A 12913-nucleotide genomic window follows, 5' to 3' on the forward strand; every position below is an offset into this window, starting at 1 on the left:
TATTGGAAGAATCCGGACCGTATTTCTTTATCCAGGCGTAAAGGCTGTGGGTGGTGATATCGAGACGTGTTGCAACGCTGGAAACAGAATAACCACGATCAACAACCTGTTTGACTGCTTCAATTTTAAACTCTTCGGGATAACGCTTACCGCTCATGGGCACCTCTCTTTAAGCCATCTTAAATGACTCCGAGGTGTCTGTTAAACCCGTGGCGATTCAAAACTGCACTGCATGTCTGTGATTTGTTAGGCCTGCAACGCATCATTTTGCCTAAGGCCAGACGCAATTACACGTAGGAAGAGCACGCTCCAGCTTTCGATTCTCTTTCTTTTCGGGAGCTTGTGCGCTGCTTTTGTAAATTCAGTACTTGATAGAGACACCTCCGCGATCACCCACCTTTCATCAGGTTAAAAAAAAGCAGTTTTTAAAATTTTTCTCTTGCAATCACCCATTTGTTATAACAACATAACAACATAACAACATAACAACATAACAACATAACAACATAACAACATAACAACATAATGACATAATAAAAGTACGCCTCAGTAAGAGGCGGCGAAGAGGTGAACAATGCTTTACAAACTGCAAGGCCGCAGCGGCTTATCCGTGGAATTTTTAGATATCGGCGGTTGCGTTAAATCGATCATAACGCCCGACAGGTCAGGACATGCGGCCAACGTTGTGATGAGTTTCGCAACAGAAGCCGAATATCATCGCGACCACCCGTATTTCGGAGCGCTAGTTGGCCGTTTTAGTGGCCGCATCGCCAAGGCAAAATTTGCGCTCGATGGTGTTGAGTACTCATTGTCTGCGAATAACGGTCGCAACCACATCGCAGGAGGAGCTCAAGGTTTTGATAAGAAAATCTGGAGCGTGGAGGTCTTGTCGGAATCTTCGGCAAAATTGACTTATAGTAGCCCGGATGGCGATGAAGGATATCCTGGAAAACTTGATGTCGCTGTAACGTATAGCGTCACGAACGACAATGAGTTTCGGATTGACTACGAGGCTATAACAGACAAGCCAACAGTGCTGAATCTGACAAATCACTCCTATTTCAATCTTGGTGGCGAAGGAAGCGGCACGGTTGAAGGCCACGTCCTCACAGTCAATGCCGACAAGGTAATCGAGGTTGATGACGAGCTCATTCCAACCGGCCGTATTCTTGATGTGGTCGAAACACCGCTCGACTTCAGAACTCCCCACACAATCGGCGCTCGGATACGGAGTGGACATCCGCTCACAAAATTTGCAAAAGGCTATGACTGCAGTTTTGTCCTTGATGGCAGCAAGAACCTGCGCGTCGTGGCTCGTACTTATGACCCTGTGACTGGTCGAATACTTGATGTTCAAACCACTGAACCCAGCCTTGCATTCTACTCGGGTAATTTTCTCAATGGAAGTCTGATTGGGGCAAGTGGAAGGCAGTATAGACAAGGAGATGCTTTTACGCTTGAGCCGCGCCATCTGCCTGACTCTCCAAACCAACCGTCTTTTCCGACAACCACGTTGAGACCTGGCGAGCGCTACGAAGCAACAACCATCTATCGTTTTTCAACCGATAGCGGGAGATAAAATGAACATGTCGAACCGACTCGTGAAAAGCGGCGTCCCGCTTGTTTATCAACTGGGTGAGATTTTTCGTCTCAAGATCGCCAATGGCGAATTGAAAGCAAATGATCCTTTTCCGACCGAAGATCAGATCTCAAAAACATATGGCGTTAGTCGTATGACCGTCCGCCTAGCACTCGCCAAACTGGTCAATGAAGGCTTCATACGAAGGCAGCAAGGCGTCGGCAGTTTCGTCAATCCCAAGGGCCTAATGCGCCCGGATGAAACGCAGCCAGTCACACGCGACATGTCCGATGTTAAGAGCACAACGAACATCCTGGAGGCAGCAGGTAAAACTGTAAGTACCAAGGTAATTTCGTTTTCCTTAAGCAAACCGTCTCCGAGAATTGCCGAGCAACTCGACATTGCGGAAAGTGATATGATTTTCCACTTCGAGCGTGTTCGTTTCGCTGACAACGAACCCGTCGTGCTCGAAAAAATCTGGGTTCCTGAAAAGATTTGCAGCTCGCTAACCCAGAGTGACGTCGAAGGTTCTGTTTATCGCGTACTTGCAGATCGATTTGGCCTGAACGTAACTGCTGCACACCAAGCCCTTAGGGCTGAAATTGCAGACGAGAACCTCGCTGCGATACTGGACGTGGCTACTGGGTCTCCAATCATGCGCGTTGCAGGCGTGAGTTACACCGACACTGGCGCACCGGTGGAAGTCGAGGAATCCTGGTTCCGATCAGACATGATGGAATTCATAATAGAACTGGGCAGTTTGTCGACTTACGCTCGTTTGATCGAAGACTAAGCGACAATTAACAACAAAATCTGATGAGGGATGCGATGAACAATAGATCGCCACAGAAGCTTGCTGTCGAAATTGGCGGCACATTTACCGATATTATTCTCTTCGAGGACGATGGAAAGCAGCCAAAACTAACGACACTGAAAGTCCCATCCACTCCGCGCCAGCCAGAAAAAGGGGTACTTTCCGGCGTCGACCAACTTGATATTGCCTGGCCTGACTTGCACGACGTGCTGCACGGTTCGACCGTTGCAACTAATGCAGTTTTGGAACGCAAAGGTGTTCCTACGGCGCTCATTGTAACCCGTGGATTCCAAGACATTCTCGAAATCCAGCGGGGAGATAAGACAAACATTTACGATATTTTCTACCAACGGTCGCGTCCAGTTGTTCCACGGGAATGGGTTCTTCCGGTTACCGAACGCCTTGATGTGAGCGGTGATGTGCTCGTGCCCTTGGCTGAAGAAGAGATCCGCAGCTTGGTTCCTCGACTCCTGGAAGGGGGCATTAAAGCCGTCGCGATTTGCTTCCTTCACAGCTACAAGAACTCACAACATGAAGACCGGGTTCGAGCAATCATAGAGGACATCGCGCCTGAGCTTCTCGTCCTCACGTCGTCGGAGCTTTTGCCACAGTTCCGTGAGTATGAGCGAGCCAGCACGGCTACAATGAGTGCATACATCTCACCGATTATGTCCCATTACATTGGACAACTCACCGAAAAGCTTGAAGAGCGTGGGTTCGGTGGCAGCCTGTTCATTACGCAGTCTAATGGTGGAGTTCTGCCTGCCAACGCAATCCGTCGTGAAGTGGTCCGGACGCTGTTGTCTGGTCCTGCTGCCGGTGTGACTGGAGCAATCTACGCGGCAGAACAAGCCGGCATGCAAAACATCATTACCTTCGACATGGGTGGCACGAGCACCGATGTCTGCCTCATCAACGACGGTCAACCGTTGATTACAACTGAGAATATGCTGAACAATCTACCAGTTGCTGTTCCGATGATTGATATTGCAACTGTCGGTGCCGGGGGCGGTAGTATCGCCGCGATTGACCGCCACGGGATGATGCATGTCGGGCCTGAAAGTGCAGGCGCTGATCCAGGCCCTGCCTGCTATGGTCACGGCGGGACATTTGCGACTGTTACCGACGCGAACGTGGCGCGTGGTATTATTCGACCCAAGACTTTTGCCGGCGGGAACTTCAAACTCGATTCTGAAGCGGGCCACGGGGTGATCGAACGCCTTGGCCAAGATCTGGCTATGACCGGGGCGCAAGCAGCAGAGGCCGTCACCCGGATTGTTGAAGCCAACATGACCCAAGCCATCCGTTTGGTGTCGACACAGCGTGGTTACGATCCGCGAGATTATGTACTCGTCGCCTATGGTGGTGCTGGCCCGATCCACGCAGCCTCTGTAGCGAACGAACTCGGTATAACGCGTGTACTCGTGCCACCACATGCCGGTGTGTTGTCGGCATTTGGACTTTTGGTTGCCGACATCGCTCGTGACTACGTGCAAACGGATGTTGCGCTCGCTTTTGACCTATCTCCCGATGATTTCCGCGCAAAGATCGAAGCTTTGGCAGAGAAGGCCCGCAAGGAATTCGAGTCACATGGTTTCGGCGCGAATGAGCTCAAGGTTTTTGCCGGGCTCGACGTTCGTTATGAGGGCCAGGCCTTCGAACTGCCGATCTCAATCGATCCAGAGACCGTCACATCCGACCTGGTCACGACCCGTCTGCATGACGCTCATTACAAGCGCTATGGCTTCGCGTTTGAGAACGAAAGTGCCGAGGTGGTGAACTATCGTCTGAAGGTCGTCATACCTCGCAAAACCAAAGATGTCTCGGTTCATATCAATGAGACAGGTCAGGCATCAACCGAACTTGGCTCTGTGCTTCTGCGCGGTGAGGCGCGTGAGACCGTGTTCTGCAAGAGCGAGACTATGACGCTCGAAACCACAATAACCGGTCCTGCAGTTCTTGAGGCGGATACCTCTACTTGCTTTGTGCCGGAGAATTGGACTGCCCGTCTGCTCGAAAGCGGAAGCGTTCTTCTTGAGAGGAAAAACTGATGACTACTGTTGATCCCGTCACCTTCAATATTTTTGCCAACAGCGTCCAAGCCATCGCTCAGGAGATGAGCAATGATTTCATTCGGACTGCTTATTCCACCGTCATTCGCGAAGCCGCCGACTGCTCGACCTGCCTTGTCGATCGCAAGGGCAGAGTCCTCTCACAGTCGCAGAATATTCCTCTGCATCTCAACTCGGTGAGCCCAGCGGTTCAGGGCGCGCTTGCCAAAACCGACATTACAGCGCTCACCGAAGATAGCGTCATTATTCTGAATGACGCCTACAACGGCGGCCAACATCTCTCGGACATCTATCTTTTTTCGCCGATCATCCACGATGGAACACTTATTGGATTTTCTGGGTCGGTAGGGCACCATGTCGATCTCGGCCACTCGCCCGGCTACAATCTCTACGCCAGAGACGTGTTCGAAGAACGTATGCGTTTCACGCCAATGGTCTTTTCACTGTCAAGAGACTGGAACGGTGGCATCCTTGAACAGCTGATCCGGGCAAATGTGCGTATCCCCCGCGATACGATCGGCGACCTCAACGCGCAGTTGACGGCCAACGAGACGGGCCGACGCCGCGTCAAGGAATTGATCGCTCGATATTCTGTGGACACCGTCATAGCTGCATCGGACCAGCTCCTCGACTACGCGGAATCGTTCATGCGCGAGGCTATCAGCGAAGTTCCCGATGGTACCTACCGAGGAATAGACTACATCGACACGGATGGTCTCGAGCAGACGAACCTCGAAGTGCATGTCGCTGTCACCGTAAAGGGTGACACTTTGCATCTCGACTTTGAAGGCACATCGGCGCAGGTGAAAACTGCAATCAATTGCCCCCGCGCCTCGACGATTTCGTCTGCATATTCTGCGCTGAAAATGCTTCTGACAAAGCCGTCAATCCCGTTGAACGATGGTTCATACCGTCCGATCAGCATTTCCGCTCCGGAGGGCAGTCTCGTAAATCCCATCCCCTTCGCGCCGGTCGAGGGTCGCAATGTGGTGGTCATGCGCGTTTTTCAGTCGATCCTTCTTGCCCTTTCAAAGGCTTTGCCGGACCGTATACCGGCCCCAGGTTACGATACTCGTACGGAAGTCGATCTACATTGGCAGGGTGCTCGCACTTACCATGCGATCAGTGAGCAACTTGGAGGCGGTTATGGCGCAGGTCCAGGTAATGATGGAGCCGACCAACTGGACGATCCATTGGGTAACTGCCGAAATACCCCTGTGGAAGCGCTCGAGCTTTCACAATCCTTTTTTAGGGTTGAGCGCTACGAATTGAGGCCAGACTCCGGCGGGGCGGGGCGATATCGTGGAGGTCTGGGCGCTGTACGCAACTATCGCTTCCTTCAAGATGGCGTTCATATGAGCGTGTACTCGGACCGGTTCATCAACAAGGCGCCGGGTGTTCAAGGCGGGCATGACGGAACGAACGCCTATATCAAAGTTACGAGGAAAAATGGCGTTGAAGAGCAGTTGCCGCCCAAAGGTGCTGCGGTACTCAATTCCGGTGACGAGCTCGAGGTCGCGATCGGCGGCGGCGCTGGCTACGGTGATCCAAGAAGCCGCGAACCCGAAATGGTTCGTGCTGATGTCCGTTCCGGCAAGGTAACCGAAGACTCCTTGAAAGCCTACCAAGGCGGACAGCCGGGAGAACCGGCGAATGCATGATCTGATCGCAGATATTAAAAGCCAGTCCGAAACTTTGCTCGCCAATGCCGGCCTTCTCGACCAAGCCTATCACAGCTCAAGCCGTTGGACGGGTGGTAGCGATGGCTTCGTTATAACAGGTATGGCAACTTCTCTGTGGGCCTGGCATTCGGCAAGTCTGATCCTCAGTACCGCTGGCATCGGACACGCGGTCGCTGATACGAGTGAATATCATCGGTACGGAACCGCGCAGAGTGACACTTCCCCGTTGATTATCACTAGCCGATCCGGTGAATCCGCAGAAATTATCAATCTACTGGATGTCGTCCAGCCCGGAAGGCCGGTCATCGCTGTTACCGCGTCCGAGCACAGTACGCTTGGACGCAAAGCAACTAACGTCTTGCCGTTCAAGGCGGAAGAGAAGGCGTTCTACAACACGTCATCTTTTACCACTACGCTCTGTGTCGCAACCTCAATGGCCGCCGGATTGGCGAACAGAACCGATCTGGCACCCGCCGCTTGGCTAGCAAAGCTTGCGGAAAAAGTCGATGTCGTGGCCAACCTAGATCAGGAAGTCTTTGCTGCGGCAGCTGCCGCCATTGCGCAATCTCGCGTTGCTATCATGACCGGCCGTGGTCACCTTATCGGGCTCGCCCAACAAGCATCGCTTGATTTGCAGGAAGGGATGCGCATTGCAGCAATCCCGGTATCCGGCGGCTTGCTACGTCATGGGCCGATGGAACTGATCAACCTGCCGGACAGTGTCGTTGTTATGCTCATTCCAAACGATCACATGGCTGGAATTATGGTTCGGTTGGCCTCTGACCTGGTAGGCTACGGAGCTTCAGTAGTCGCGATAGCAGCTGGCCCTGTAGATCTGCCGGCAAGCGTCAGTGTGATCCGGGTTCCCGAAACTATCCCGGAGCTAAATGCGGTTGTTTTTGCTGTTGCGCTTCAAAAACTGAACGTGTCGGTCGCCCAGGCACTGAACATGAGTACAATTGAGCCGGCCCTCATCCCCAAAATTACGAGGGTAGAATGAGTATTGATGTTCTCGCTATAGGTGACCTTACGGTCGACCAGATATTCGGCCCTCTTCGTGATCTCCCTGCATGGGGAAGAGAAACCGAAGTCGATACTATGGATGTACGCTTAGGCGGAAACACCGGGAACTTCGCGCTCGCGGGCAAGGTGCTTGATCTTAACGTTGTCTGCGTGGGGCCGGTGGGAAAAGATGACAACGGCCTCTGGATCAAGAATGAAATGGAGAAGAGCGGTCTGAACACAGACCTGCTCGACTTTAGAACTGACTCTCCGACCAGTGTTACAACAGCACTCGTCAGGGAGGACGGTGAGAGGTTATTTATCACCCTCCCGGGCGCATTGGCCAAACTTGGCCAGACATTGCGCCAGTCCCGCTACTCTGATGCGAAAATCGCCTTACTTTCTGGATGGTGTCAACCTCCTCGCGTTGCAATGGACATCTTGCTTGACGCGTTCACACGATTGAGGACAACCGGGACCAAGATTGCGATCGATCTCGCATGGTCGGAAGCGAGTTGGGGCGTCCGTGATGACGTCCTGCAAATCCTTTCCCAGGTAGATTTTGCGCTAATGAATAGCGCCGAGGCAGCGGCTCTCTCAGGCGAAACAGACCTGATATCTGCGGCTGAAACGATCTCTGAAAAGCTCGCTCAATCCGCCGTTCTGGTCATAAAAAATGGTGAACATGGTGCGCTCGTTAAAGAGCGTCACAAGCCTTGCGTCATCGTCCCGATTGTGTCGATGGGTGAACCGGCGCACGCGGTCGGGGCAGGCGATTGCTTCAATGCGGGATTTTTTCACGCCGTCTTCGTCCAGAAACTCGATGCGGAAGCCGCCACAGCGTTCGGATGCGATTTCGCAACGTGGATGCTGGTGCACGGCAGGGAGGCAATAGTTGATGTCTCGACTGTCTCTTCATCTCGACGTCAAGCCGGACTGAACCAATTGGGGGATCTGCTATGATGAGAGACTTACGGCTAGAGTCCGTAACAATCGCCTATGGCGAAAAAACAATCCTTGAGAATATTGATCTGACGGTTACCAGGGGCGAGATTATTTGCCTGATCGGCGCCAGCGGTTGTGGCAAATCGACACTCCTAAATGCGGTAGCAGGCCTCATACCTGTCCGATCGGGCTCGATCCTTCTGAATGATAATCCAGTCACTGGTCCATCCGCCGATCGTGTGATGGTTTTCCAGGATGACGCTGTTTTCCCGTGGATGAAGGTCCGTGAAAATGTCGAGTTCGGACTTAAGATCAAAGGTCTTCCTGAGGGCGAACGCAATCGCATCGTAAATGAGAAGCTCGCGACTGTCGAACTGACGCATGCCGCAGATCTATACCCCAGGGAATTGTCAGGCGGCATGCGCAAGCGCGTCGATCTGGCTCGCGCGCTCGCGGTCAGTCCTCAAATGATCTTGATGGACGAGCCTTATGGTGCATTGGACGCCATGACCAAGGAACGTCTTCAAGTCCAGTTCCTGAAGGTTTGCGAAGACACAAACGCCACTTCGCTATTTGTCACGCACGATATCGAGGAAGCGCTTTTCCTCGGCGATCGCATCGTGGTGCTCGGTCGAAACCCAGGCCACGTAGCGCATGTCATTGATGTGCCGTTCGGAAAAGATCGAACCCTGGAACTCAAGCGAACCGGTGTTTTTCAGCAGCTTCGAGGGACCGTGTCGGATCTCATCGTCTGACACATCCAGTAAATTAAACCCATAAAAAAGGGGAGCCAAAAATGGCCGTTAAAACAGAGGTGCCCACCGGCAGGGCGGCCCGAACGAACAAGTTGATCCGGCAGTTATTCGTCCCACTCGTACTGGTCGCTCTGTGGTTTGCAGCAACCTGGAACGGTACCATCGACCCGATTTTTCTACCTTCACCGGCAGATGTGTGGCGCTCCTTCTTGTCGTTAGCACCGCTCTTGCCTCAGAGTCTCGCGGCGAGTGTTTCGATGACGCTTGGCGGCTTCATTGGCGGTAGCCTCCTTGGCCTCGCAATGGGGCTTACGATGGCATACAGTCGGCTCGCTCGAGAAATCTTTGGTGGCGTCCTCGATTTCTTTCGGCCTATCCCAATCTTCGCGCTGATACCTCTTTTCATTCTTTGGTTCGGTTTGGGCAAAACGCCACAAATTGTCCTCATCGTCCTGGGTACTTCGCTCGTCATTGGTGTTGCAACGATTGAGGCGATCAAGAACGTACCGGCGGTGTATATTCGTGCAGGCTTGGTACTCGGCGCTCAGCGCGGGACGATCTACAGATCGATCATCCTTCCGGCAATTTTTCCCCATCTGCTAGGCGCAATTCGGGTAGCCGCTGCCTCGTCCTGGGGACTCGACGTTGCCGCCGAATATATTGGCGCGCAGGTCGGACTTGGCCATCTGATGATTATCAGAGTCCAGTATCTCGACACCGCGGGCATCGTTGTGATTGTCAGCATTTATTGCCTCCTTGCCATCATTCTCGACAAGATTGTCGTCGCGCTCGAACGTCCATTAACGCGATGGACGGAAAAGGGGGCAGGCAAGGGTGTTGTTGGTTCCATAACAGGCGCCAGCTGAGTTGCAGAGGCGCGAGTGGCAGCGCTGACAAAAACAATGCCAACAGACATCAACCAAACCAGAGGAAGAACACTATGAAGAAAGCAATGAAAATTGTTGCCGGACTTTCAATAATCCTTTCCGTGCTAGCATCCGGGAGCACGGTGGCACAGGCGCAAGATGCAAAAACTGTGCACGTTGGGATCACGCCATATTTTGATTATATGCCATGGGTCATTGCTAAGGAAAAAGGGCTCGACAAGGAACTCGGCATTGACCTGGATCTCGTGACCATAACGAACACCGCCGCAGGTGTCGCCGCAATGCGTCAGGGGAGCCTCGACATCGTCTCATCTTGCCACGTTTGCGATTTCCCGCTCTATCAGGCTGTCCCTGCGCTACGCAGTTTTCTGATCACGGACCAGTTCAAGGGGTTTATCGTTATTGGTCGAAAGGGAACCGATACGTTTGCCGACCTGGCTCCGAAGATCGGTGCAGAAAAAGCAAAAGAGCAAATTCTCAAGGGGTTCAAAGGTAAGGAATTTCCGACAGTTCTGTCCAGCTACCGTCCTCTTCTGACCGCAGCTCTCGGTCAAGTTGGACTAACTGTAGATGACATCAACGTCATCGAATCCGGGGACGATGCACAGGCTGCATTGGCCTTTCAGCGTGGCACCGGCGACTACTATATGGGTAGTTTGCCGCAAGAGACCAAGCTTCTTGCAATGCCGGACAAGTACGTGAACGTTGGCGGCCATGAAATTCTCGGCCCGGCAGGACTGTGGTACTCAACGATGGTTTCGACGCAGGGTTGGCTTGATAAAAACGAGGACACTGCATTGAAGCTGGCAGCGATCTGGTATCGCGTCTCTCGTTATGCCGACGAACATTTCGAGGAAGTCGCGCCACTTTGGGTCAAGGCAACAAATGAACGGGCTGCGGCGTCATTCACGGTCGATGAGTTCAAGAACACGTTCCAGTTGATGGCTTTTCCAACGCTTGAGAAAGCCAAGACTACGGTCTTCAATCCCGAGTCCGATGTCTACTGGAAGCACTCTGTAGACTTCTATGAGAAGCAGAATGCCGATCAACTTCCAAGCGGCGTGGACCCTGCAACAAGGGCACTCGAAGAGAAATATTACGACAAGCTTGTCGCGAACAAAAAGCTTACCGACTGGGTCAACAGCCCGCTCAAGTAAAGGCCACAGATCGAGCTGAAACACCGGCTCTACGGAGCCGGTGTTTCGTCAGAGTCATAGACGGTGAACCGAAGGAGCCCGACCAATGACGTCCACTCGCCTTTACTGCATGACTGGCGGTACACTTCATTTCGATCAAGGTGTGTTTACACATATGCTGGGAATGGGTCGGCGAATGAAAGCACCCACACCCATATTCCTAGTTGATCACCCGAAAGGTAAAATTCTGTTCGAGACAGGATTGCACCCGAACGCGGCTGTCGATCCGGTGGGGCAATGGGGTGAAGAACGCGCGGTTGATTGGGCGGCCGAGTTTGAGCCAGAACAGGCCGTTGACCGGCAGTTGGCAGCCCTTGGTATTAGACCCGAAGACATCAGCTTTGTTGTTATGTCATGCCTTTATCCGGATCATGCCGGCGGCATGCATCTGTTCCCGAACGCAAAGTTCATTGTTCAATTCCGTGAACTACAAGACGCATGGTGGCCGGATAGACGCCTCACCAAAAGCTACGCCTATCCAGAAATTCAGGAAATCCGAGACCTCGATTATCTCGAACTGCACGATGAGGACTATGATCTGTTTGGCGATGGCTCTGTCGAAATCCTCTTCACACCGGCTCACACGCGCGGTGAACAATCGCTTGTCCTTAGGCTGCCGAATACGGGCACGATTGTGCTCCCTGCTGGAATTTTTCCGCAGAAGGCGAATTACGTGAACAATGTGATGACGGGAACGCCCATGGTCGATCCCGCTACTGCACATCGATCAATGGCGCGGCTGAAGCGTATTGCAGAACGCGAGAATGCCATGGTGATCTTTCATCACGACATTGACGCTTGGGATGACATCCGCAAATCCCCACACTTCTACGACTAGATCGAAAATCCTTTCATTGCGTAGCGCTCGGCGACTGATCGAGCATGACCGAACTGACATCAACAACAGGAAACAGCACCCGATGACTACGCAAATGTATCAAGAGATCATGGAAATTCCATCCGCGATCGCGTCGCTCATTGAGCGATCTGGTGCCGAACTGAAGCAAGTCGGCAAAACTTTCGAGAAACTAAATCCTGCAGCGATAGTTACTATCGCGCGCGGCTCGTCAGATCACGCCGCGCATTTCCTAAAATATGCTATCGAACTCAATGTCGGTATTCCCGTAGCTTCGCTCGGCCCATCCCTCGTCTCCGTCTATAACGCTAGATTGAAGTTGGACCGATGTGGAGCTCTAGCGATCTCCCAGTCCGGCAAAAGTCCCGACATCGTAACGCTAGCGGAAGCGGTTAGAAACGGTGGCGCATATACGGTCGCGTTGTTGAATACGATTCAGTCCCCTCTGGCAAATGCCTCCACCGTAGCGGTAGATATCGCCGCGGGCCCCGAGACTGCTGTGGCAGCGACAAAGTCGTTCGTCAACTCTGTGGTGGCGGGCTTACTTCTGATTGCGGCATGGACGGACGATGAGAAACTCGAGCGCGCAGTCAAGTCACTCCCGGAACACCTGTCAAATGACTCTGATGCCAAATGGCCTGAGCTTGCGGCCGCGTTAGAGGGCGAACAGTCCTGTTACATTATCGGAAGAGGCCCCAGCGTTGCTATCGCTGCCGAAGCTGCCCTAAAGTGCAAGGAGACCTGTGAGCTTCATGCTGAAGTTTACTCCTCAGCTGAACTTATGCATGGTCCAGTTTCGCTTGTATCACCAAAATTTCCTATCTTGGCGTTCGCCGCAAGAGATCTTGGGGAAGGTTCCGTGTGTGCAGCTGCAGATCAACTGGCGTCGAAACGAGCCAACGTGTTCGTCACCTCCGAGAATGCAGAAGTGGCGACACGCTTGCCGTTTATTGCAACAGGGCATCCTCTCACCGACGCGCTAGCTCAAATAGTCCCATTCTACAGATTTGTGGAAACACTCGCACGGCAAAGGGGATTGAATCCAGACGCTCCGCCATCGCTCATGAAAGTTACCGAAACTCTTTGAACTTATAGACAACGCTCATTCCACCACGCGCCGCCGGT

12 protein-coding genes are annotated in these 12913 nt (G+C 52.7%); 11 read left to right on the top strand and 1 reads right to left on the bottom strand.

All coding sequences use genetic code 11. The features are described 5' to 3' along the window. Positions 1–157 (bottom strand): transposase (locus GS12_RS15965; protein ID WP_034948756.1); only part of this gene is annotated, 157 nt, incomplete at its 3' end. 417 nt (positions 158–574) lie between these two features. On the opposite strand from GS12_RS15965, the gene GS12_RS15970 reads away from it, so the two are divergent. The 11 genes from GS12_RS15970 to GS12_RS16020 all read left to right on the top strand — a co-directional run bounded on the left by GS12_RS15970 (position 575) and on the right by GS12_RS16020 (position 12875). Further along, on the top strand, positions 575–1579 hold the full coding sequence (locus GS12_RS15970; RefSeq protein ID WP_052118490.1) for an aldose epimerase family protein: 1005 nt from the start codon (positions 575–577) through the stop codon (positions 1577–1579). A gap of 1 nt (position 1580) precedes the next feature. Further along, on the top strand, positions 1581–2372 hold the full coding sequence (locus tag GS12_RS15975) for a GntR family transcriptional regulator (RefSeq protein WP_034948757.1): 792 nt from the start codon (positions 1581–1583) through the stop codon (positions 2370–2372). 35 nt (positions 2373–2407) lie between these two features. Continuing rightward, a complete protein-coding gene (locus GS12_RS15980; protein WP_034948760.1) occupies positions 2408–4444 on the top strand; it encodes a hydantoinase/oxoprolinase family protein in 2037 nt (678 codons plus the stop codon). Continuing rightward, complete coding sequence (locus GS12_RS15985) at positions 4444–6126, top strand: hydantoinase B/oxoprolinase family protein (RefSeq protein ID WP_052118491.1); 1683 nt, start codon at positions 4444–4446, stop codon at positions 6124–6126. The genes GS12_RS15980 and GS12_RS15985 overlap by 1 nt, the downstream gene beginning before the upstream one ends. Next, positions 6119–7147, top strand: a complete 1029-nt coding sequence (locus GS12_RS15990; RefSeq protein ID WP_034948762.1) for an SIS domain-containing protein — start codon at positions 6119–6121, stop codon at positions 7145–7147. Before GS12_RS15985 ends, GS12_RS15990 begins: the two co-directional genes overlap by 8 nt. Beyond that, a complete protein-coding gene (locus GS12_RS15995; protein ID WP_034948764.1) occupies positions 7144–8112 on the top strand; it encodes a carbohydrate kinase family protein in 969 nt (322 codons plus the stop codon). The genes GS12_RS15990 and GS12_RS15995 overlap by 4 nt, the downstream gene beginning before the upstream one ends. Next, the gene (locus tag GS12_RS16000; protein WP_034948767.1) at positions 8109–8849 is read left to right on the top strand and encodes an ABC transporter ATP-binding protein; all 741 of its coding nucleotides are present in this window, start codon (positions 8109–8111) and stop codon (positions 8847–8849) included. Before GS12_RS15995 ends, GS12_RS16000 begins: the two co-directional genes overlap by 4 nt. A gap of 41 nt (positions 8850–8890) precedes the next feature. Next, positions 8891–9715 (top strand): ABC transporter permease, encoded by an 825-nt coding sequence (locus tag GS12_RS16005; RefSeq protein WP_052118492.1) that lies wholly within the window; start codon positions 8891–8893, stop codon positions 9713–9715. A 74-nt stretch (positions 9716–9789) separates the two neighbouring features. Beyond that, positions 9790–10893: an ABC transporter substrate-binding protein gene (locus GS12_RS16010; protein ID WP_034948770.1), complete on the top strand. Its 1104-nt coding sequence runs from the start codon at positions 9790–9792 to the stop codon at positions 10891–10893. Positions 10894–10978: 85 nt separating this feature from the next. Continuing rightward, the gene (locus GS12_RS23040) at positions 10979–11770 is read left to right on the top strand and encodes an N-acyl homoserine lactonase family protein (RefSeq protein ID WP_052118493.1); all 792 of its coding nucleotides are present in this window, start codon (positions 10979–10981) and stop codon (positions 11768–11770) included. An 82-nt stretch (positions 11771–11852) separates the two neighbouring features. Then, positions 11853–12875, top strand: coding sequence for an SIS domain-containing protein (locus tag GS12_RS16020; RefSeq protein WP_034948771.1), 1023 nt, complete (start codon positions 11853–11855; stop codon positions 12873–12875). Positions 12876–12913: the final 38 nt, after the last annotated feature.

This window comes from Erwinia oleae (assembly GCF_000770305.1).
GTDB lineage: Bacteria > Pseudomonadota > Gammaproteobacteria > Enterobacterales > Enterobacteriaceae > Erwinia > Erwinia oleae.

Coding starts and splice junctions, on each gene's coding strand:
- GS12_RS15970 (WP_052118490.1), top strand. CDS start 575: ATGCTTTACAAACTGCAAGGCCGCAGCGGCTTATCCGTGGAATTTTTA.
- GS12_RS16005 (WP_052118492.1), top strand. CDS start 8,891: ATGGCCGTTAAAACAGAGGTGCCCACCGGCAGGGCGGCCCGAACGAAC.
- GS12_RS16020 (WP_034948771.1), top strand. CDS start 11,853: ATGACTACGCAAATGTATCAAGAGATCATGGAAATTCCATCCGCGATC.
- GS12_RS15985 (WP_052118491.1), top strand. CDS start 4,444: ATGACTACTGTTGATCCCGTCACCTTCAATATTTTTGCCAACAGCGTC.
- GS12_RS23040 (WP_052118493.1), top strand. CDS start 10,979: ATGACGTCCACTCGCCTTTACTGCATGACTGGCGGTACACTTCATTTC.
- GS12_RS15990 (WP_034948762.1), top strand. CDS start 6,119: ATGCATGATCTGATCGCAGATATTAAAAGCCAGTCCGAAACTTTGCTC.
- GS12_RS15995 (WP_034948764.1), top strand. CDS start 7,144: ATGAGTATTGATGTTCTCGCTATAGGTGACCTTACGGTCGACCAGATA.
- GS12_RS16000 (WP_034948767.1), top strand. CDS start 8,109: ATGATGAGAGACTTACGGCTAGAGTCCGTAACAATCGCCTATGGCGAA.
- GS12_RS15975 (WP_034948757.1), top strand. CDS start 1,581: ATGAACATGTCGAACCGACTCGTGAAAAGCGGCGTCCCGCTTGTTTAT.
- GS12_RS15980 (WP_034948760.1), top strand. CDS start 2,408: ATGAACAATAGATCGCCACAGAAGCTTGCTGTCGAAATTGGCGGCACA.
- GS12_RS16010 (WP_034948770.1), top strand. CDS start 9,790: ATGAAGAAAGCAATGAAAATTGTTGCCGGACTTTCAATAATCCTTTCC.